Below are 22,404 nucleotides of genomic sequence, written 5' to 3'. Positions count from 1 at the left end.
GCCCTGCGAGCGCCTTAAGGATGAGGCCGTGTCCGAATGACAGACTTGACCCCGACGATTACGGCAGCTCTTTTGCGGGAATGGCCGGCCGTGCGGGCAAACGCAGTTCGACCTGGTGGGTCATGCCAGTGTCGATCAGCGCGATCACCTGCTCCTGCTGCGGCACGCCGTCGACCGTCAGCACCGGCACCGCGCTGGCGTTGGCACTGTCGTCGTACACCACGCGGATCACATACGACGATGTCTCGTAGCGGTAGGTCAGCGTGAACGTGTTCCAGCCGGCCGGCATGCGTGGCGTCAGCGTCAGTTGCTGCGCGCTGCGCGTCAGGCCAAGCAGGGACTCGATGATCAGACGGTACATCCAGCCCGAAGAACCGGTGTACCAGCTCCAGCCGCCGCGCCCCACGTGCGGCGCCACCGCGTAGACGTCGGCCGTGACCACGTACGGCTCGACCTTGTACCTGGCCGTGCCCTCCGCCGTCCCGCCGTGCATGACCGGGTTGATCATGCGCGCCAGTTCCCACGCGCGTTCGGTATCGCCCAGGCGGGCGAACGCCATCGCGGTCCAGATCGCGGCGTGGGTGTATTGGCCGCCGTTCTCGCGCACGCCCGGCACATAACCGCGGATGTAGCCCGGATTCGGGCCAGCCTTGTCGAACGGTGGATCGAGCAGCTGGATGATGCCGGAATCGCGGCGCACCAGGCGTTGGTTGACCTGCTCCATGGCGCCGCGCACGCGCGCCGGATCGGCCGCGCCGGACAGCACGCCCCAGCTCTGCGAGATCGAATCGATCTGGCATTCCTCGTTGGTGTGGGAGCCGAGCGGCGTGCCGTCGTCGAAATAGGCGCGGCGGTACCACTCGCCGTCCCAGGCGTTCAACTCGACGTTGGCGGCCAGCTTCCTGGCCTCCTCGCGGCACTCGGCCGCGAACACGCTGTCGTCCTTCATGTCGGCGACGTCGGCGAAGCGTTGCAGCACTTCGCACAGGAAGAAGGCCAGCCAGACGCTTTCGCCTTTGCCATGCTCGCCCACCTTGTCCATGCCGTCGTTCCAGTCGCAGGAGCCGATCAGCGGCAGTCCGTGTTCGCCGAAACGCAGGCCGTGACGGATCGCCTGCACGCAATGCTCGTACAAGGTGCCGCTCTGGCCCGAGCGGCTTGGCAGGTCGTAGTAGGAATCCTCTTCCGGCTTGACCGCGCGCCCTTCCAGGTATGGCAGGCTTTCCTCCAGTACGCTCATGTCGCCGGTGCTGGCGATATAGCGCCAGGCGCCCAGCGGCAGCCACAGATAATCGTCCGAGCAGTGCGTGCGCACGCCACGGTCCGACGGCGGATGCCACCAGTGCTGCACGTCGCCCTCGAGGAACTGGTGGGCGCCGCACAGCAGCAGCTGGTCGCGCAGCAGGTGTGGCTGCGTGTGGATGGTCGCCATCGCGTCCTGCAGCTGGTCGCGGAAGCCGAACGCTCCACCCGACTGGTAATAGCCGCTGCGGGCCCAAATGCGGCAGGCGATGGTTTGATACATCAACCAGCCGTTGGCGATGACGTCGAGCTCCGGTTCCGGCGTCTCGATGCGTACCGCGCCCAGGGTTTTTTCCCAATGCGCGTGAACGGCGGCCAGAGCCTCTTGCGCGGCGCCTGCGCTGCGATGTTTTTGTACCAGGCTGCTGGCGTCGGCGTTACGGCGGCCGGCCACACCAAGCACGAAGACGATCTCTCGCTCCTGGCCCGGCAGCAGGTCGAACGGCGCCTGGATGGCGGCGCAGGCGTCGAGCCCCGCGCCGACCTTGCCGGAGAGGCGCGAGCGGCGCAGCGCGGCCGGCGCGGACAGCGAGCCGTTACGGCCGAGGAATTCAGCACGGTCGCCGGTGATCGAGCGCAGGCTGGCGTCGCAATTGAAGAAGGCGACGCGGCCGGTGAACTCGGTGTTGTACGGATTGCGGGCGAACATCGCGCCGCTGACCGGATCGACCTCGGTGAGTATGTGCATGCCGGACTTGGAACGCATATCGCCCAGCACCCATTCCACATAGCCGGTGACCGTGAGCTTGCGCGCCACAAGCGTATCGTTGCGCACCTTGATCACGGTGTACTTGATCGGTGCGTCCGTCGAGACGAAGGTGGTCATCTCGGTGGCGATGCCGTTCTCGCTATGTTCGAACACGCTGTAGCCGAAACCGTGGCGCGTGACATAGTCGCCGGCGCCGCGCGCAGGCAGCGCGGCGGGCGACCAGAACTCGCCGGTCTGCTCGTCGCGTACATAGAAAGCTTCGCCGCTGGCGTCGCTGACCGGATCGTTGTGCCATGGCGTCAGGCGGTATTCATGCGCGTTCTCGTGCCAGGTGTAGGCCTGGCCGCTCTCAGAGATCACGGTGCCGAACTGCGGATTGGCCAGCACGTTGGACCACGGCGCGGGCGTGCGCTGGCCTTCGCGTGTGGTGATCACGTATTCGCGGCCGTCCGGCGTGAAGCCGCCGATGCCGTTTTCCAGCATCAGCGCGCGCGCCGGACGCGCTGATGGAATGACCTCGCCGTACTCGCCACGTCCGTCCGCCAGCAATGGCGGCATACGCATCGATTGCGGGCCCGGACGCTTGATCTGTTCGGCCAGCGGACCACGGGTGTCGCTGAGGATGGCGCGCGCCACCGACTGCAGCAGGATGCGGTCCTCGTTGGAGATCTGGTCGGCCAGGCGGACGAAAATACCGCCCGGGCGGTCGACCGCCTGCGCGTCGATGCCGGAGGCGATCAATCCCATGATTTGCTCGTGCAGCAGCTGGCGGTATCCCGACTGGTCTTCATACCAGATCACAAGGTCGACCACCAGGCCTTTGAGGCGCCAATAGGCATGCGCCTGCACCATCTGGCGTACCAGATCGATGTTGGCCGGGTCGCGGATCTGCAGCAGCACGATCGGCAAGTCGCCGGAGATCGCGTACGCCCACAGGCCTGATTGACCGCGATGGTTCTTGACCAGGGTACCAACGTCGGCGCGCAGCGCGGCGTTCGGGTAGATGACCGAGTTGGCCAGGCGGCCGTACAACTGCGCGTCCGCCTCGCTGGCGTTGAGCTGGCGCAGCACGACCTGGCTGTGGGTCCACGCCAGTTCGAAGGTGCGGTCTGCCAGGTGGCGGTCCTGGTATTTGTCGATCAGGTGCAGCGCGGCGTCGCGCTGCTCGGTCATGCCGGTGACGATATCGACGGTGGCCGTCTGGTCCGGCTTGAGGGTGATCGTGTAACGGATCGCCACAACCGGATCGAGCACCGAGCCTTCGGCGCCGTCCAGCGGCCCGCTTTCCAGCAGCGCGCGCGGCGCGGCGGCCGTGTTGCCGCGACCGAGGAAGCGCGAACGGTCGGTCTCGAAAGACACTTCGACCACCGGCGCGTCGTGCACCGTCATCGAATGCAGCATAAACGGCATGGCCTCATCGCCGCCGCGCGGACGGCGCGTGCACAGGATCGCCTGCTGGTCGCGCAGGATCTCCGTTTGCACGAACAGTTTGCTGAAGGCCGGGTGGGCGGCATCGGCCGCCGCCGGCGCCATCACCACCTCGGCGTAGCTGGTCACCTCGATGGTGCGCACGCTGTCGCTCTTGTTGGTGATGCGGGTGCGGCGCAATTCGATGTCGTCTTCCGGCGAGACCACGATTTCCGTGTACAGGTCCATGCCGCGGTCGGAGCGGCGGAATTCTGCGCGCCCTTCCGAGAAGATCACTTCGTATTTACGCGGGTCGACCAGGGTCGGTTGGTAGGTGGTGGACCAGAACTGGCCGTCGTCGAGGTCGCGCACATAGCAGAAGTTACCCCAGTTGTCGCGGGTGCTGTCTTCACGCCAGCGGGTCACGGCCAGGTCGCGCCAGCGGCTGTAGCTGCCGCCGGCGTTGGTGACCATGACGTGATAGCGACCGTTCGACAGCAGCTGGGTTTCCGGCACCGGTGTGCTGTGCTGGGTCAGCACGCGCATCGGCGCGGCCTGCTGATCGGGCACGGTCGAACGCAACGCCGCCAGATCGGTGGTGTTGGAATAAAAGGCGCCAGCCTGCGGGCTGCGTTCCTGCAGCACCAGCAGGGTCGATTGCAGCAGCGGGTCGGATTCGAAGCGGCGCTGCATCGGCCGGTCGTGCAGCAGATAGCTGAGCGATAACAGGCCCATACCCTGGTGGTGGACCATGAACGAGCGCACCACGGCGCAGCTCTGGCCACGCGGCAGGCGCGAGGCGGTGTAGTCGATCGCTTCGTAGAAGCCGTAGCGGCCCATGAAGCCCAGTCCCGCCATCTTCTGCAGGTTCAGGCAAGCCGCTTCCGGCTGCACCATCAATCCCATCATGGTCGCGTAAGGCGCGATCACCAGGTCGTCGGCCAGGCCCCGCTTGAGGCCCAGGCCTGGAACACCGAAGGCGCGGTACTGGTAATTAAGGCTGGTATCGACGGTGTTGTAGCCAGATTCGGAGATCCCCCACGGCACGCCGCGGTTCTTGGCGTAGTCGATCTGGGCGTCGATGACGGCGTTGTAGGTCTGGTCGAGCAAGGTGCTCGGGTAGTTCGGCATCACCAGCAGCGGCATCAGGTACTCGAACATCGAGCCGCTCCAGGACAGCAGCACCGGCTTGCCGGCGACGATGCACAGTTGGCGGCCCAGCGCGAACCAGTGGTCCTGCGGCAGCTGGCCCTGGGCGATGGCGATGAAGCTGGCCAGCCGCACTTCTGAGGCCAGCAAATCGTAGTAGCTGGCGTCCAGGCGACGCTCGCTGACGTTGTAGCCGATCGCCAGCAGATTGGTGGTCTCGTTGTACAGGAAGCCATATTCCATCTGGGCGAATCCGCAACTGCGCTGCGCCAGTTCGGCCAGCGCGCGCATGCGCCCGTGCGCTGCGGCGCTGCCCTGCTCGAGCAGCTGCGCCAGTTGATGCTGGCGTTCGCGTTCGGCCGGGGCCAGGTCGGTCACCGGAATGGCGGCGGTGGCGTTGGACAGGCTGGCAAGCTCGCGCAGCGTCGGCACGCGCGTCATGCTGGTGTCGAACAAGGTATCGGCCGACAGGTTGACCCATGGCGTCAACACCGCCAGCTCGTCGAGGGCGGCGTGGCTTTGTTGGACCAGCGAGGCGCTCCACATCGCGGCGTCGCTTTGCGGGTCGACCTGCGCGTGCAGTGCTTCAGCCGCCTGCGCGGCCAGCACCAGCCATCCGTTCAATTGCTGAAGATGGGTAGGATCGGGCTTCGCGGCCAGTAGCGCCAGCAGCGGCGACAGATCCGGCGACATGACGATGGATTCGGCACCCTGGCTGGCGACGGAAGGTGCGACGCCGTCGGCGCCGGCGGCGCTGGTAGCGCTGATGGCGTTGGCACCCGCGATGCTGCCGGCCTGCGTGCGGGCGATGGCGGCTTCGTCGAGCGTCTCTTCGAGCACGCGCACCGTGGCCAGCATGCCATCGATGATTTGAGGGCCGACGACCGGCTGGTCGAACATGCCGGTCAGGCCGGGCTGCAACGTCAGCAGGTGGCCGGCCAGATTGCCGCTATCGACCGTCGATATATAGATCGGGTGAAGCGGCTTGAGGGTTTGGGTGTCGTACCAGTTGTAGAAGTGTCCCTGGTGGCGTTCCAGCTTGTCCATCGCGTCGAGCGTGGCGCTGGTGCGCGCGATCAGTTGCGACACCGTGATGTAGCCGAAGTCGCACGCGCTCAGGTTGGCCAGCAACGCCATGCCGATATTGGTCGGCGAGGTGCGATGGGCGATCACCTGTACCGGATGCTCCTGCATGTTATCGGGCGGGAGCCAGTTGTCGTCCGGGCCGACGAAGCGGTCGAAATACGCCCAGGTGCGGCGCGCCAGCTTGTGCAGGAAGACACTCTGCTCCGGCGACAGCTGCGCGTCCTTGCGCTTGATCGGACGGCTGATCCAGTCCGCCACGGCCGGCGCCACCAGCCACGCCAGCAGGAACAGCGCGGCCGGCGCCAGGCTGGCGGGACGCCAACCGAGCAGCATGCCGCCGATGAACAGCGCCAGCACAGGCGCCGGCCACATTCTGACCCAGGTGCTGGCGTTGGCGCCGGTGCGTGACAGCGCCGAGGCGCGCCACTCGAGCATGTGGCGGTGCGAAACGAGCATGCGGTAGACGCTGCGCACGATCGCGTCAAGGCTGAAGTAAGCCTCGTACGGCAGGAACACCAGCATCAATATCGCGTGCGAGAAGTGCAGGCCGGTGCGGCGCATGCTCGCGCGCAGATGCTGGCTCCATAACGTGTCCTTGGGCCGGTGCAGCAGGTCGTGCAGCGCGCTGACAAACGGCGGCAGGAAGATCACGGTCAGCACGGCGCCGGTCCACAACCACGGGTCGGGCAGCCAGCGCCAGGCAACGATCAGCGACAGCACCAGCGCCGGCGCAGTCAGGCTGCGGCGCAGATTGTCGAACAGCTTCCAGCGCGACAGCAGCGACAGCGGATTTTTCTCGCGCTTGCGGCCGGGGCCCGGCACGCGGCCGAACAGCCACGAGATCAGCTGCCAGTCGCCGCGTATCCAGCGCTGGCGGCGGCTGACGTCATCGCTGTAACGGCTTGGATATTCTTCATACAGTTGTGCGTCGCTCAGCAAGCCGGCGCGCAGGTAGCAGCCTTCCAGCAGATCGTGGCTCAGCACCTGGTTGTCGGGCAGGCGGTGTCCCAGCACTTGCTCGAAGACGTCGACATCGTAGATGCCCTTGCCGATGAAGGAGCCTTCCAGGAACACGTCCTGGTAGACATCCGAGACGGTGCGGGTGTACGGGTCGATACCCGGCTCGCCGCCGCATAATTTTTCATAGTGCGACGCGTTTTCGCTCGGCAGGCTGACGGCCACGCGCGGTTGCAGGATGCCGTAGCCTTCGACCACGCAGCCGCGCACCGCGTCAACGCGCGGGCGGTTCAGCGGATGCATCATGGTGGCGATGAACTGCGCCGCCGCGTCGCGCGGCAGCTGGGTATCGGTATCGAGCGTGATGACGTACTTGATGCTTTCGAGCTGGCTGACATCGCCGACGACGACCGAGAATTTGTCGCGCGCACCGCTGCGCAGGAAGCGGTTCAGATCCTGCAGCTTGCCGCGTTTGCGTTCGTAGCCCATCCACGCGCCTTCTTGCGGATTCCACAAGCGCGGGCGGTGCAGCAGCAGGAACGGCGTGGCCGGGTCGCCACTTGGGTGGATGGCGTATTTGCGGTTAAGTTGTTCGATCCGGAGCTGCATCTGCTCGAGCAGCGCGGCGTCGCCCGGCAGGGTCTCGGCCGGGGCGTCGGCGAAATCGGTCAGCAGGCAAAACACCAGGTTGGGATCGCGATTGGCCAGGAAGCGCACTTCCAGCTGCTCGCACAACTCCTCGATATTATCCTTGCTGTAGGCCAGCGTCGGCACCACCACCAGCGCCCTGCCCTCGGCGGGAATGCCGTCTTCGAGGTCCATGCGCGGCAGCGGATTGGGATGGGTGATCTGCGTGGTCACCCAGTTTACGAGGCTCAGCGCCAGCTGGCTGCTGCCCAGCAGCGCCAGCACGCCCAACGCCACCAGCACGATGCCGTTCACGCCATGGAAGGCGGCGCGTTCCAGCAGCAGCGCGGTGGCGACAAAAGTGATCGCGGCGATCGCGCCAAGGTATGAAGTGAGCGGCGAGGCGCCCGACGTGTGGCGGAACACTTCACGCCACGGACGGCGCATGCCGGTCTGCTTTTCCAGCGCGGGCAGGCCGCGGCCGATCAAATAGAAACCGACGTGGCTGTGGCGTTCATCGCCGCTGTTGGCGTTCGCCATGGCCAGCTGCAAGGCTTGCTGCGCCACTTCGACTTCCGACAGGCGCGAATGCTTGGAGATCTTCTCGACCGAATGGCGGTAGTGGTCGCGCGTGGCGAACTCCATCTTGCCATAGACGCCGGCCGGGTCCTGGCGCAAGGTCTGTTCGACCAAGCTCATGGTCTCGACGAACTCCTGCCAGTCCATGGTGCCGAGGAAGCGCAGGCTGCCGATGCTGTTGGCGATCGAAACCTGTTCGGCGGCCTGCTGCTGGATCTCGGCCTGGATCTGCTGTTCGATGGTGTGGCCCGATTCGGCCAGGCGGTGCGTGATCCACGACAGCGCCAAGGTCAGCGCCGAGCTTTGTCCTTGCAAACGGCGCGCCAGTTCGGCGACAAACGCGCTGGTGATCGGCGGATTGGAACGGGCCATGTCGGCCACCATCAAAATCAGGCCGCTCGGATTTTTTTCCACCACCTCGGTCATCTGGTCCGCCCAGCCGTTGGCCAGATCGCGGTCGGCGCGGTTGTCGGCCACACGCACGGCCACGCGGCGCAGGTTCTCGATCAGCGCGAGGCGCAGCATGATCGGAATCGCCCACAATTCGCCCAGCTTGAGCGGCGCGATTTCCTGGTAGGCGATCACAAAGCGGCGCAGCGATTCCGGATCGACGCGGCCGTCGCCGTGCGAGATGATTTCCAGCGCCAGCTTGTAGACGCGCGGGCAGCCTTCCGGCGCGCCGCGGCTCAGGCGCGGCAGCTCCTTGCTGTAATCCTTGGGCAGGTGGCGGCGGGCGATGCGGATCTGCTCTTCGATCAGGTAGAAGTTATCGAGCAGCCATTCCGATGCCGGCGTGATCTGCCGGCCGGCCTTGACGGCCTCGGTCAGTTCGTCACAGGTCGTGTTGATGAAGTCGGCGTTTTCCGACAGCCGCGACAGCAATTGGTCGGGACCGCCGCGCGTGCTCAGTTCGTGGTGGGCCGCCAGCGTTTTGCCATGCGCGCCCATCTGCGCGGCGCTGAAAAGTTCCGCGCGTAAGGGCAGGTCTTCGTCATCTTCATCGGAGACCAGGGACGCTGTAGTTGATTCGCGGAAACCGAGCGTCATCTCGGGCAGTAGGGGATTGGACTTTTTCAACTTATACCTCGCTCTGTTGCATGCGAGACGCGGCACGCGCTCCGGCTACGGGCGCGACGAATCTGCGAATGGGAAATTATGTGCTAAGGCATCGTACGGTGGCGCACGAAAAGTCACTGTACGGTGGCGAACATACTGCTGAGTGAGCAAGCGTTGGAGCAAAAGAAAAGGGCCCCTCGGGCCCCTTGGGTGACTTGCATTTTAACGTCGGTGGTTGCTACGCGGCCAGTGCCAAACCGCCGCTCAGGCTGTACGCTTGATCGTAGCCGAGGCGACGCAGGCATTGGGTCGCTTTCATACTGCGGTTGCCGCTGCGACAGAAAAACACGAGCGGCCGCTGTTCGCCGTGCAACCATTCGCTGGCCTGTCCAGCCAGGCGACTTAAAGGCACGCTATATGCCACATGGCCTCCCGGACCGGGCACGGCGGTGGCCGCGAACTCGTAGGCCTCGCGCACATCGATCAAAACGGTGTCCGGATGCGCGCGCAAAAACGCATCGAGCGCGGCGCGATCAAGCTGCATGTCGGACTGCATGGGCAGTTGCGCCTCGGCAGTCAACATTGCCGCTGAGTGCTTTGTCATGCTGGCACAGAACTGATTCTGGTCGTCGCGGGTCGGGCACAGCAGCGTGCGCGTTCCGCTGAGCGCCGGCAACGCTTCGTCGTCCGAACCGGCGCTGAACACGAAACGCACTGAAGCGGCCGGCATGCAGCCGCCATCGGCAGCACCCAGCAGATATGCGCGCGACGCGTTGTCGGGGCCGATGACAACGCGGGCCAGCACTTGTTCGCCCAACGCGATCACGCGCGCGGCCGCGCCGCTCTCCAACGTCACCATCGACAGCGCCTCGGACGGCCAACCGAACTCGTCCACCGGGGCGGCAACATAGTGATCGCCCAACGCGTCCACCAGCAACTGGCGGCCGGCGTCCGGCATGGTGCCGACGACGGCCAGCACGCGATAATTTTGGCAGCGCACGTACGAGGCGATGCGCGGCGTCATTTCCGGCAACGGATCGATGACCACGCAACTGCCGCTGGCCGCGTCCAGCAGCAGCCAGCTGCACGCGCCTTCGACGCCCAGTTGCAGCAAACCGTCGTGCGGCACGGCGGCACCCTCCGATGCGATCAGGCAACTGGCGCGCAGCGCGGCGCCGCAGCGCTCGATGCGGGCACAGGCTGCGGCAATGGTCTCCTCGTCCGCCAGCGGGCCGAACGACATGCGGATGGCGCCGGCGCTGCGCCACAGCGGCACGCCCATCGCGTCGAGCACGTAGCTGGGCGCGGCCTTGGACGACGAGCAGGCGCTGCCGGCGCTGACGCGCACTTGGGCAGCGTCGAACACATCCATCAGCTCGCGGCTCGACAGCCCTGGCACGGAGAAGTTGAGCGTGGTCGGCAACGCCTTGTCGAACGGATTGTTGAACACGATGCCAGGCAAGGCGGCGCGCAGGCTGTCGGCCAGCCGCGCGCGGAAGCGCCACAGCTCGTCGTGACTGCGGAAGGTGTCGCCGCGTTCGAGCGCGGCCAGCACGGTACCGAGCGCGGCGATGCCGGCCATGTTCTCGGTGCCGGAACGCTGGCCCGCCTCCTGGCCGCCGCCCATGATCAGCGGCGTGAACGGCGCGCCGGCGCGCACGTACAGCATGCCGATGCCTTTGGGCGCGTAGAGTTTGTGGCCGGAAAATGGCGCGTAGTCGATGCGGGTGGCGGACAGGTCCAACGTCAGCTTGCCCAGCGCCTGAACGCAGTCGACCATCCAGTAGGCGGCGGTGCCGGTCTCCCTGATGACGGCCTCGATACCGTCGAGATCGCTGACGACACCGGTTTCGTTGTTGGCGGCCATGGTGCAGATCAGCGCGGCCGAGCCGGCCACTTGCCTCAGCAGCACCAAATCGTGGGCGCCGCTGGCGTCGACCGGCAACTTGTGCAAGGTGAGGTTCAAGCCCAGTAAGCGGTTCCAATGGGCCAGGCTTTCCGGCACTGCCTTGTGTTCGGTCGCGCCGTAGACCAGCAGGCTGCCGATGGCCTCGCCGCGCGCCTGACGCTCGCGCAAGGCGACCAGGGCCGACAGCACCGAGGTCTGGATGCCTTCGGTTGCGCCGCTGTTGAACATCAAGCGGCCTTCGCCGACACCCAGCAGGCGCACCGCGCACGCACGCGCCTGGTCCAGCACGGCTTTGGCCTGGAGTCCGGTGGCGTGGGTGCTGCTGGGATTGCCGAAGCGTTGGCCCATGGCGTCGATGGCCGCGCCGATGGCGGCGGGCAGAACGGCGGTGGTGGCGTTGCCGTCAAGGTAGATTTCAGTGGTCATGGTGTGCGCTGCGAAGAAGGATCGGTCAGCTGAACAGTTTAACCAAGGCCTACGGAGAAAACATGCCAAAATAGTCTGCCATTAGCGGTATATTTAGCATGGCTATGCTACGCTGAACTATAATTTAGAAAGAATCATCTTTTTGCCAGCACACAGCGCCATTCTTTTTGCCCTATTCAACATGAATTCACTCGATAAATTCGACTGTGCCATCCTCGCCGCGCTGCAAGTCGACGGCACGCTCTCGATCGCCGCGCTCAGCGAGAAGGTTGGCCTGTCCAGCACGCCGTGCTGGAAACGGGTCAAGCGCCTGGAAGAGGAAGGCTATATCGAAAGCCGCGTCGCCATCGTCAACCGGCGCAAGGTCGGCCTGCCGGTCACCGTGTATGTCAGCGTGCGCACCGGCCAGCACGACGCCAAGTGGCTCGACCGATTCGCCGCAGCTGTCATGGCGTTGCCGGAGGTGCAGGAATTCCACCGCATGAGCGGCGACGTCGATTACCTGCTCAAGGTCGTCACCACGGACATCGACGGCTACGACGCGTTTTACAAGCGCCTGATCAAGGTCGGCCAGCTGACCGGCGTCTCGTCGGCGTTCTCGATGGAACAGATTAAATACACCACCGCGCTGCCGCTGGAGCTGATGTCGCACCACGTGCCGCACCAATAAGGTGCAGGGACAGGCTCTACATGGGATAATGGTTATTTCAAATACTCATTAAGCCCCATGCGCGCTTTCCTGGACCGCTGGCTGCCCAGCCCTACCACCGCCAGCGGCGCCGAACAGCTGCGTGCCGCCATCGGCGCCCTGTGCGGCCTGCTCGTCACCGCCGTCCTCAGCCACTTCCTGCTCGAACCCAGCAGCGCCACCATCTTCATGGTCGCGCCGGTGGGGGCCTCGGCCGTGCTGCTGTTCGCGCTGCCAGCCAGCCCCCTGGCCCAACCCTGGTCCGCCATCGGCGGCAACGTCGTCAGCGGACTGGTGGGTGCGGCCTGTGTGCGCTGGCTGGGCCCGGGTTCGCCCATGGGGTTGCCGATGCCGATGTTGTGCGGCGTGGCCGTCGGCGCGGCGATTGCGGCCATGTTCGCGATGCGCTGCCTGCATCCGCCCGGCGGCGCGGTGGCCTTGACCACCGTCATCGGCGGTTCCGCCGTGCACGCGGCCGGTTTCGAATTCGCACTGCTGACGGTGCTGGTCAACACCACGTTGCTGACCGGCATGGCGATCATTTACAACAACCTGACCGGTCGCCGCTATCCGCACACGCAGCAGGCTATCCATCCGAATCCGCATGGCACCAAGGACGCGGTACCGACCGTGCGGCTGGGCTTCAAACCAGAGGATCTGGACGCCGTGCTCAAGCAACACGACCAGGTGCTCGACATCAGCCGCGACGATCTGGAATCGCTGTTCATGCAGACCGAGCAGCGCGCCTACCAGCGCCGCTTCGGCATCATCAATTGCGCCGACATCATGTCGCGCGACATCGTCAGTGCCGAATTTGGCACCGAACTGGAAGAGGCGTGGCAGCTGATGCGGCGCCATCACGTGGCCGCCTTGCCGGTGCTCAACCGCGCGCGCAGGGTGATCGGCATCGTCACGCAAACCGATTTCCTCGACCATGGCGGACTGGATAATTACGGCGACATCCGCCGGCAACTTCGACGCTTCCTGCGCAAGAGCGGCGTCACGCACACCGAAAAGGCCGAGGTGGTCGGCCAGATCATGACCCACCACCCGACCACGGCGCGGCTCGACACGCCGATCGTCGACCTGGTGCCGCTGATGGCCGACTCCGGCTTCCACCACATTCCCGTGGTGGATGAGGAGCAGCGCTTCGCCGGCATCATCACGCAATCGGACCTGGTCGCGGCGCTGTATGAGAGCCGGTTTGCCGAAGCGGCGGCCTGATCCGGCTTGATACAATTTGTTTCGTGGCCGGGCGTCGCTATGCCTTATGCTAGTCGCCGCCAGAGTTCTCATTGACCAGGAAACAAAACATGAAGCATGCATCCCGTCTTGCCAGCGTCGCGGCCGCGCTCGCGCTGGTATTCATTCCAATCAGCCATGCCACCGCCGCGCCGGAAACCGCCGTGCCACGGGTTAGCGCCACGCCCGCGCACCAGGCGCTGCTGGCCATTGCCGACCAATACTACGACGCCGTCGCCCGCTACGAGCCGATCGGCGCAACCGAGAACGGCGACAACCGCTACGACGACCAGCTCGGGCTGAGCATCTCGCCCGGCAAGCGCGCGCTGCAGTTCAAGATGTACCGCGATTTCAGCAAGCGCCTCAAAACCATCAAGCGCGCGCACCTGAACGCCGACGACCGCATCAACTACGACATCCTCGCCTACGAGCTGCGCGGGCTGCTGGCCATGGAGCGCTTCCCCGAGCACCTGTTGCCGATCACGCAGATGGACAGCGTACCGGTCGTGCTGGCCAACTACGCAGGCGGCGAGGCCTCGCAGCCGATCGCCACCGTCAAGGAATACGACGCCTACCTGAGCCGCATCTCACAGATGCCCGCGTGGATCGACCAGGCCATTGCCAATATGCGCGACGGCATCAAAAAAGGCATCACGCAGCCGAAGGCCATCATGATCTCGGCGCTGCCGCAGTTCAAGAAACTGGTCAGCGACACGCCGGAAGCCAACATCTTCTACACGCCGATCAAGAAACTGCCGGCCGGCTTCAGCGACGCCGACAAGCATCGCCTGACGGCCGCCTACCGCAAGGCCGTCGGCGACGACATCATGCCGGCGCTCGCCAGGCTGGCGACCTTCCTGGAAAAAGAGTACCTGCCGGCCTGCCGCACCTCGACCGGCCTGGGCGCGTTGCCGGACGGCGCCGCCTGGTACCAGGCGCGCGTGGCGAACGCCACCACCACCACGCTCAAGCCCGACGCGATCCACGCCATCGGCCTGCGCGAAGTGGCACGCATCCAGCAGCAATTCGCGGTGCTCGGACCCAAGCTCGGCTACACCGGCCCGGCCAAAGGGCTGCCGGTGTGGGTTGCCGCGCAGGATAAGTTCCGCCCATTCAAGACGGAAGAAGAAGTACAGGCCGTGTTCCACAAGCTGAACGATGTGCTCGACACCAAGCTGCCACAGATGTTCACGCTGATGCCGAAGGCCAAGCTGGACCTGCGTCTGGAGCCCGAACTGAGCCGCGCCACCGCGTCGGACCACTACACGGCGCCGGCCGGCGACGGTTCGCGCCCGGGCGTGTTCTGGTCGGTGGTGAACGATCCGACCAAGTACGGCAGCACCGGCATGACCACCTTGTTCCTGCATGAGGGCAAGCCTGGCCACCACTTCCACATCGCGCTGATGCAGGAACTGAACCTGCCCGACTTCCGTAAATACGGCGGCAACAACGCCTTCACCGAAGGCTGGGCGCTGTATTCGGAAACCCTGGGCAAGGAAATGGGCTTGTTCGACGATCCGGCGCAATACTTCGGCCACCTGAACGACGAGCTGCTGCGCGCCACCAGACTGGTGGTCGACACCGGCATGCACGCGCAGGGCTGGACCCGCGAGCAAAGCATCCAGTACATGCAGGACACGCTCGGTTATGACGACTACGCCAAGACCGAGACCGAGCGCTACATGGCGTGGCCGGGTCAGGCGCTGGGCTACAAGATCGGTTCGCTCAAGATCGTCGAACTGCGCCACCGCGCGGAAGAGGCGCTGGGCGAGCGCTTCAGCCTGCCGAAATTCCATGAGGTCGTGCTCGGCGACGGCACCGTGCCGCTGGCGCTGCTCGAGGAGAAAGTCGACCGCTGGATCGCGTCGCAGCGATAAAAAGGGACAACCCGCGACCACCCGCGATAACCCATGCACGGGTCGGCCGACGCAACGCCGGCCGACCCGTCTTGCTGCTTTACTTCTCGTAGCGTTTAATGCGTTTGATCACCAAATCGGGCAAGGCCGTAATTTGCTTGGCATGGTTGGCGAAGACGATGTGCTGGCGTCCGACCGATACCGGCGTTCCTCCTGAAAAGAAGCGAAACTCCAGCCAAAACGAGCACTTCTTCACGTCGTAGACGTTCATCTCGCAATGAACCTCCTGGAACGGGAACGTCTCCCGCAGATAGTCCTGCTCTGCGTGCTTGGTGATGAACACTCCCTCGTTTTGCAACATGTCGCGGGCGATGCAATCGTAGAACCACTTCTCGCGACAAATGCCCTGCCACTCGAAATACCGCGCAAAGTAGGTGTTGCCGTAGGCGTTGGAATCCTTCAGATAAATCGTCAGTGTGTGCGTGAAGGTTTGCTTGGCGTTGGCAGCGATGGCAGCGGTGATTTCGGCGATTTCAACTTCGGTAGCTTGCAGTAACATGGTAACCCCCTATAAGTGTGACCCCGGCCGGGCGGCCGGTGGCGTCGCCCGCTCGATGCGGGCAATTCCACTTAATGCGGGATGGAATGCGGCTTGTTTGATATAACGCAAGTGTCTTTCTGAAATACAAGCAAGTTAGGGTGTCCCGCGCAATACTGCGACTATTGCCAAAGCTAAGCGCGCACATGCACTCTCTACTACCCGCCCTCGTCTCGCTGCTATTCCTTTCCTACGGGATATACGTGGTGCGGTCGCGCGGCGTGAGCCGCATCAGTCTGACGTTCTTCCTGCTCTGCACCACCACGTTTTGCTGGCAGTTCTCCTGGGCGGTGTTGTTCCAACTCCGCGACCCGGACGAGGCGCTGGCGGCGGCCAAGCTCGGCTATTTGTTGATCCTGTTCCTGCCGACCACCTTGTACCACTTCATCGCGGAACTCACCGCCCAGCGCGGGGACCGGCGCTGGGTCGAGCTGTCGTATGTCATCGCCGGGCTGCTGGGCGTGGTTCTGCTGAGTAGCGACTGGATCGTGGCGGGGCTCTACACTTATTTCTTCGGCTTTTATCCCAAGGCCGGTTTCCTCCATCCGCTGCATTTACTGCAGACCGGCGTCGTCGTGGGCCGTGGCCTGTGGCTGCTGTACCGCCGCCAGGTGTTGGCGGTTTCGACCGAGAAAACCCGTTTGCGCTATTGTCTGGTCAGCCTGTTCATTTACTTTTTCGCCTCGGTCGACTATCTGTGCAACTACGGCGTCCAATTTTATCCGCCGGGCATGCTGTTCGTCGCCGCCAGCCTCGGACTGATCGCCCAGGCGATGGTGCGCCACAACCTGCTCGCCGACCCGATGGAAGTGGCCGCCACCATCGCGCATGAAATGCGTACCCCGCTGGCGACCATCCGCAGCCAATCGCGGGCGCTGGCGAAATGCCTGCCCGAGCTGCTGGCCGGCTACCACCGCGCAGTCGAACACAATCTAATGGAGCCAACGTTGCAGGCTTCGCAACTCGCCTATCTCAGCAAGCTGACGCAGCACATCGACGCCGAGATCAGCCGTTCAAATTTCGTCGTCGACATGATGCTGGCCTCGGCCCGCGCCGGCATGCTCGACCGCAGCGACTTCGCCGTCTACTCGATCAAGAAATGCGTGAATGAAGCGCTGGCCTGCTATCCGTTCGAAAGCACGATGCGCGAAAAGGTGGCCGTCAAAGGTGAGCACGATTTCACCTTTTACGGTTCGGACGTGTTACTGGTCTATGTGTTGTACAACTTGTTCAAGAACGCGCTTCACGCGATCAAGTCGGCCGGGCATGGCGAACTGGAAATTGAATTCTTTATGACCGGCGGGGTTAACAAGCTGCTGGTGACGGATACCGGTGTGGGAATTCCCGACGACGTACTACCGCATGTTTTCGAACCGTTTTACAGCACCCGGCATAATGGCGGCGGCACCGGCATGGGGCTGGCGTTTTGCCACCGGGTGATCACCGCGTTTGGCGGACAAATCCATTGTGAATCCCAGGCGGGACGCTATACGCGATTTTCTTTATCGTTTCCGCATAAGCCGGCGACGACGTCTGCGCCAATGACCAGATCATGGAATACCACAACCGGTTAATTAAACGGCATTCTCTTCGGTGCTGATCTTTTCCAGATCGCTTTCATCGCCCAACACGTAGATCTTCTGTTCCCGTAAAACCTGCAAGATAAAAGGCTGCTGCTCGCGCAAGCGACGCTTAAAATCCGGGATCGAATACAGGTTGGGATTGATCTTTCTGCGCAATAACCGTTCGGCGACCGGCAGCCTGGATAATAATTCACCGTAGCTGGTGTTATCTCCAATCAACAATAACTCCACGGGCGTATCCATGCCCTCCTGTTCCTTGGCGGTGGCGCCATATACAAACGCCACGTTCAATACGTGCTGCAGCGGCGCCAAAGCTGAATTCAATACGCTAACCAGGCCAAAGGTCTTCTTGACCAGGCTGCTTAATTCGCCGAAGACGATGCAATCCTTGTTGGGCTTGAAGCGGCGCACATTGCCGATGCGTTCCGATGTGATGACGCCGGACTCGTGCAGGCGTTTGAGCTCGCGCTGGGCCGAGGCGCTGCCCAATCCGGTCAGGCGCATGATCTCGTTGAGGTGGAAACCTTGATTGACACGTACAAAGAGCAAGCCCAGCAGTTTCTGCTGGGCGGGAGTGAAGAGGGCTTGAGCGATCATGAGCCAGATATTAGCATGAACGAACTAATTGCTGGCGCAACTCCTCCGTCAGGTCCACCAATTCTACCGGCACTATACCGCAGGGACCGGGGGCGCGCGGCGCGGTTGGCTTGTCGGCAGAGCTTGGCGGATTACGGCGTGCCGCCTAATCCGCCCAACGCCTATCCGGGGCATGACGGGTAATGCGACCGATGGCGCACCGGCGACTTTATTTGGCGCCGCGATTAAACCGAATTGAAACTGTTTATAAGTTTCTGAAGAATATTATTTATGGCTTGAGATAAATAAACCGGACATAAAAAAACGGCACCCGAAGGTGCCGTTTTATATTGCGCTATGTGTCTATTACGCTTCGCCGTCATGCGGGGCAACCGTTTCGGTCGCTTCCACATCGCCGCCGGACATCGAGGCTTTTTCTGCCAGTAGCAGAGCTTGACGCTCTTCTACTTCCCACTGCTCTTTCTCTTTGCGAGCGCGGTGGAATGCCAGACCCGTACCGCCTGGAATCAGACGACCAACGATGACGTTTTCTTTCAGACCGCGCAGACCATCGCGCTTGCCCATGATTGCGGCTTCCGTCAGAACGCGGGTGGTTTCCTGGAACGATGCGGCCGAGATAAACGAATCGGTCGACAACGATGCCTTGGTAATACCCAGCAGAACGTTTTCGTAGGTTGCAGGGATCTTATTCTCCACATTCATACGGTCGTTTTCATCCAGCAGTTCCGAACGCTCAACCTGCTCGCCAACGATGTAGTTGGTGTCGCCGGCATTAACGATCTGAACGCGACGCAGCATCTGACGCACAATGACTTCAATGTGCTTGTCGTTAATCTTAACGCCCTGCAGACGATAAACGTCCTGCACTTCGTCAACGATATAACGCGCCAGCGCTTCGATACCCAGCAGACGCAGAATATCTTGTGGATCGGCAGGGCCGTCGACAATCATCTCGCCCTTGTTCACCACCTGGCCGTCGTGCACCAGCACTTGCTTGTCCTTGGTAATCAAGAACTCGTGCTTGTTGCCGTCCATGTCCGTGATTTCCAGACGCTGCTTACCTTTGGTTTCCTTACCGAATGCAACCGTACCGGTCACTTCGGCCAGCATACCCGCGTCCTTCGGCGAACGTGCTTCGAACAGCTCGGCAACGCGCGGCAGACCACCGGTAATATCGCGGGTCTTCTGCGATTCGGTCGGGATACGTGCCAGCACTTCGCCGACCGATACCGCCTGGCCGTCTTTCACCATGATCAGCGCGCCGACCTGGAAGCCGATCGCCACCGAGTGTTCGGTGCCGGCGATCTTGACTTCTTCGTTCGAGTCGTTCAACAGTTTGACCTGTGGACGCAGCGTTTTGGTCAACGAACCACGACGTTTCGCATCGATCACGACCAAAGTCGACAGACCGGTCACTTCGTCCACCTGACGGGCAACGGTCACGCCTTCTTCGACGTTCTCGAAACGCACCACACCGGCGTACTCGGTGATGATCGGACGGGTCAGCGGATCCCATGTCGCCAGGGCCGTACCGGCCTTGATTACCATGCCGTCCTTGACGATCAGGGTCGCGCCGTACGGCACCTTGTGACGCTCGCGCTCACGGCCGTGGTCGTCGGTGATCAGCACTTCGCCCGAACGGGAAATGACGATTTGCGCGCCCTTGCCGTTGGTGACGTAACGCATGGTCGAGGTGAAACGGATGGTACCGTTCGACTTCGCCTCCACCGACGAGGCAACCGCCGCACGCGATGCCGCACCACCGATGTGGAACGTACGCATAGTCAGCTGGGTACCTGGTTCACCGATCGACTGCGCGGCAACCACACCGACAGCTTCGCCGGCGTTGACCAGCATGCCACGGCCCAGATCGCGGCCATAGCACTTGGCGCACAGGCCGAAGCGCGTGTCGCAAGTCAGCGGGGTACGGACCTTGACTTCATCGATCGACAAACGCTCGATCTCTTCAACCATGTCCTCGTCCATCAGGGTGCCGGCTTCGTACAAGGTCGCCTGGGTTTCCGGATTGACGACGTCGTTGACCACCACGCGGCCGAGGATACGGTCGCGCAGCGCTTCGATGACTTCACCACCCTCGACCATTGCCTTCATCAAGGTGCCATTGGTCGTGCCGCAATCATCTTCGATGACGACCAGATCCTGGGTCACGTCGACCAGACGACGGGTCAGGTAACCCGAGTTCGCGGTTTTCAGCGCCGTATCGGCCAGACCTTTACGAGCGCCGTGGGTCGAAATGAAGTACTGCAAAACGTTCAGACCTTCGCGGAAGTTCGCGGTGATCGGCGTTTCGATAATCGAACCATCCGGTTTCGCCATCAGACCACGCATACCGGCCAGCTGGCGAATCTGCGCAGCCGAACCGCGGGCGCCCGAGTCGGCCATCATGTAAATCGCGTTGAACGATTCCTGGGTCGACTTGGTGCCGTCACGCTTGATGACGTCTTCCACTTTCAGCTGGTCCATCATGGCCTTGCCGACTTCGTCCGAGGTTTTGCCCCAGATGTCGACGACCTTGTTGTAACGCTCGCCGGAGGTCACCAGACCCGAGGCGTACTGCTGCTCGATCTGTTTGACTTCGGATTCCGCAGCCGAAATCAGGGTGACTTTTTGTGGCGGTACCAGCATGTCGTCCACGCAGATCGAAATACCGGCGCGGGTTGCCAGGCGGAAGCCCGACTGCATCAGTTGGTCAGCAAACACGACCGTCGCGCGCAGGCCGCACTTACGGAACGAGGTGTTGATCAGCTTGGAAATCTCTTTCTTTTTCAGCGCGCGGTTCAGCACCGAGAAAGGCAGGCCTTTCGGCAGGATTTCCGACAGGATGGCGCGGCCGATCGTGGTCTCGTAGCGAGTCACGGTGCGGACGAATTCGCCGGTCACTGGATCTTTTGGATTCTCGACGATACGCACGGTGATGCGGGTCGTCAGTTCCACTTCCTTGTTGTCGTAGGCACGAATGACTTCCGACACGTCCTGGAACAGCATGCCTTCGTTTTTCGCGTTGATCGCTTCGCGGGTCGCGTAGTACAGACCCAGCACGATATCCTGCGACGGAACGATCGACGGTTCGCCGTTCGACGGGAACAGGATGTTGTTCGACGCCAGCATCAGGGTACGCGCTTCCATCTGCGCTTCGATCGACAGCGGAACGTGCACAGCCATCTGGTCACCGTCGAAGTCGGCGTTGAACGCCGCGCAGACGAGTGGGTGCAGCTGGATGGCCTTGCCTTCAATCAGGACCGGCTCGAAAGCCTGGATACCCAGACGGTGCAGCGTGGGCGCACGGTTCAGCATGATCGGGTGTTCGCGGATCACGTCTTCCAGGATGTCCCAGACGACCGGCTCTTGAATCTCGACCAGCTTCTTGGCGGCCTTGATCGTCGTAGCCAAGCCCATCAGTTCCAGCTTGTTGAAGATGAACGGCTTGAACAGCTCGAGCGCCATCAGTTTCGGCAGACCGCACTGGTGCAGTTTCAGCTGTGGACCAACCACGATGACCGAACGGCCCGAGTAGTCGACGCGCTTACCCAGCAAGTTCTGACGGAAACGACCGCCCTTACCTTTGATCATCTCAGCCAGCGATTTCAGCGGACGCTTGTTGGCGCCGGTCATCGCTTTGCCGCGACGGCCGTTGTCCAGCAGCGAGTCGACCGCTTCTTGCAGCATGCGCTTTTCGTTGCGCGTGATGATCTCTGGAGCACGCAGCTCCATCAGACGCTTCAGACGGTTGTTACGGTTGATCACGCGGCGATACAGATCGTTCAGATCCGAGGTCGCGAAACGGCCGCCGTCCAGCGGGACCAGCGGACGCAGTTCCGGCGGCAGCACCGGCAGCACTTCCATGATCATCCACTCAGGCTTGATGCCCGAACGCTGGAACGCTTCCAGCACTTTCAGACGCTTGGCGTATTTCTTGATCTTCGCTTCGGACTTCGATTCCTTCAGTTCCACGCGCAGGGTCTCGGCATCGCGGTGGATGTCGATCGAGCGCAGCAGTTCACGGATACCTTCGGCGCCCATGAAGGCGGTGAAGTCGTCGCCGTACTCTTCGTACTTGGCGGCGTAGTCGTCTTCCGACATGATCTGGCACTTCTTCAGCGGGGTCATGCCTGGATCGGTCACGACGTATGCTTCGAAGTACAGCACGCGTTCGATGTCCCGCAGGGTCATGTCCAGGACCATACCCAGACGCGACGGCAAGGACTTCAGGAACCAGATGTGCGCGGTTGGCGACGCCAGCTCGATGTGGCCCATGCGCTCGCGGCGCACTTTGGCCAGGGTGACTTCAACGCCGCACTTTTCGCAGATCACACCGCGGTGCTTGAGGCGCTTGTACTTGCCGCACAGGCATTCGTAGTCCTTGATAGGACCAAAGATCTTGGCGCAGAACAGGCCGTCGCGCTCAGGTTTGAAGGTACGATAGTTGATGGTTTCCGGCTTTTTAACTTCGCCGTAGGACCACGAACGGATTTTTTCAGGCGAAGCGAGACCGATCTTGATCGCGTCAAAGGTCTCGTTCGTCTGTACTTGCTTGAATAGATCGAGCAGTGCTTTCATGTATCACTCCAGAGGTGATTAAACTTCTAATTCCTGAGACTACATCGCCCGGCCG

At 62.7% G+C, this 22,404-nt stretch carries 9 protein-coding genes; 4 read left to right on the top strand and 5 right to left on the bottom strand.

The window, feature by feature from the left end:
• Positions 1-58 precede the first annotated feature (58 nt).
• Together ACZ0BA_RS24610 and ACZ0BA_RS24605 are read right to left on the bottom strand one after the other, a co-directional pair.
• Positions 59-8,863 (bottom strand): GH36-type glycosyl hydrolase domain-containing protein, encoded by an 8,805-nt coding sequence (locus tag ACZ0BA_RS24610; RefSeq protein ID WP_463454824.1) that lies wholly within the window; start codon positions 8,861-8,863, stop codon positions 59-61.
• Between the two features lie 247 nt (positions 8,864-9,110).
• The gene (locus tag ACZ0BA_RS24605) at positions 9,111-11,207 is read right to left on the bottom strand and encodes an aminotransferase class V-fold PLP-dependent enzyme (protein ID WP_463453764.1); all 2,097 of its coding nucleotides are present in this window, start codon (positions 11,205-11,207) and stop codon (positions 9,111-9,113) included.
• Positions 11,208-11,388: 181 nt separating this feature from the next.
• On the opposite strand from ACZ0BA_RS24605, the gene ACZ0BA_RS24600 reads away from it, so the two are divergent.
• The 3 genes from ACZ0BA_RS24600 to ACZ0BA_RS24590 all read left to right on the top strand — a co-directional run bounded on the left by ACZ0BA_RS24600 (position 11,389) and on the right by ACZ0BA_RS24590 (position 15,014).
• Positions 11,389-11,877, top strand: coding sequence for an Lrp/AsnC family transcriptional regulator (locus ACZ0BA_RS24600; protein ID WP_463453763.1), 489 nt, complete (start codon positions 11,389-11,391; stop codon positions 11,875-11,877).
• A gap of 57 nt (positions 11,878-11,934) precedes the next feature.
• Positions 11,935-13,119: an HPP family protein gene (locus ACZ0BA_RS24595; protein WP_463453762.1), complete on the top strand. Its 1,185-nt coding sequence runs from the start codon at positions 11,935-11,937 to the stop codon at positions 13,117-13,119.
• 89 nt (positions 13,120-13,208) lie between these two features.
• Positions 13,209-15,014, top strand: coding sequence for a DUF885 domain-containing protein (locus ACZ0BA_RS24590; RefSeq protein WP_463453761.1), 1,806 nt, complete (start codon positions 13,209-13,211; stop codon positions 15,012-15,014).
• A 79-nt stretch (positions 15,015-15,093) separates the two neighbouring features.
• On the opposite strand, the gene ACZ0BA_RS24585 is transcribed toward ACZ0BA_RS24590, so the two are convergent.
• Positions 15,094-15,552, bottom strand: coding sequence for an acyl-CoA thioesterase (locus tag ACZ0BA_RS24585; RefSeq protein WP_463453760.1), 459 nt, complete (start codon positions 15,550-15,552; stop codon positions 15,094-15,096).
• Between the two features lie 185 nt (positions 15,553-15,737).
• Between ACZ0BA_RS24585 and ACZ0BA_RS24580 the strand changes: the two genes are divergently transcribed.
• Positions 15,738-17,165 carry a sensor histidine kinase gene (locus tag ACZ0BA_RS24580; protein ID WP_463453759.1) on the top strand — a complete coding sequence of 476 codons (1,428 nt, stop codon included), beginning with the start codon at positions 15,738-15,740 and terminating at the stop codon, positions 17,163-17,165.
• On the opposite strand, the gene ACZ0BA_RS24575 is transcribed toward ACZ0BA_RS24580, so the two are convergent.
• Both ACZ0BA_RS24575 and rpoC read right to left on the bottom strand, forming a co-directional pair.
• A complete protein-coding gene (locus ACZ0BA_RS24575; protein WP_463453758.1) occupies positions 17,166-17,771 on the bottom strand; it encodes an ArsR family transcriptional regulator in 606 nt (201 codons plus the stop codon).
• Positions 17,772-18,116: 345 nt separating this feature from the next.
• Positions 18,117-22,349 (bottom strand): DNA-directed RNA polymerase subunit beta', encoded by a 4,233-nt coding sequence (rpoC, locus tag ACZ0BA_RS24570; protein WP_090325692.1) that lies wholly within the window; start codon positions 22,347-22,349, stop codon positions 18,117-18,119.
• Positions 22,350-22,404 lie beyond the last annotated feature (55 nt).

Source organism: Duganella sp. AC917 (genome assembly GCF_979258245.1).
Note: the sequence above shows the minus strand (reverse complement) of the source record. Positions and strands in the feature narration are given on the sequence as shown.

Bases quoted from the DNA above. Each gene is read 5' to 3' on its own strand.
- ACZ0BA_RS24610 (WP_463454824.1), bottom strand. From the start codon at position 8,863: ATGACGCTCGGTTTCCGCGAATCAACTACAGCGTCCCTGGTCTCCGAT.
- ACZ0BA_RS24605 (WP_463453764.1), bottom strand. From the start codon at position 11,207: ATGACCACTGAAATCTACCTTGACGGCAACGCCACCACCGCCGTTCTG.
- ACZ0BA_RS24600 (WP_463453763.1), top strand. From the start codon at position 11,389: ATGAATTCACTCGATAAATTCGACTGTGCCATCCTCGCCGCGCTGCAA.
- ACZ0BA_RS24595 (WP_463453762.1), top strand. From the start codon at position 11,935: ATGCGCGCTTTCCTGGACCGCTGGCTGCCCAGCCCTACCACCGCCAGC.
- ACZ0BA_RS24590 (WP_463453761.1), top strand. From the start codon at position 13,209: ATGAAGCATGCATCCCGTCTTGCCAGCGTCGCGGCCGCGCTCGCGCTG.
- ACZ0BA_RS24585 (WP_463453760.1), bottom strand. From the start codon at position 15,552: ATGTTACTGCAAGCTACCGAAGTTGAAATCGCCGAAATCACCGCTGCC.
- ACZ0BA_RS24580 (WP_463453759.1), top strand. From the start codon at position 15,738: ATGCACTCTCTACTACCCGCCCTCGTCTCGCTGCTATTCCTTTCCTAC.
- ACZ0BA_RS24575 (WP_463453758.1), bottom strand. From the start codon at position 17,771: ATGATCGCTCAAGCCCTCTTCACTCCCGCCCAGCAGAAACTGCTGGGC.
- rpoC (WP_090325692.1), bottom strand. From the start codon at position 22,349: ATGAAAGCACTGCTCGATCTATTCAAGCAAGTACAGACGAACGAGACC.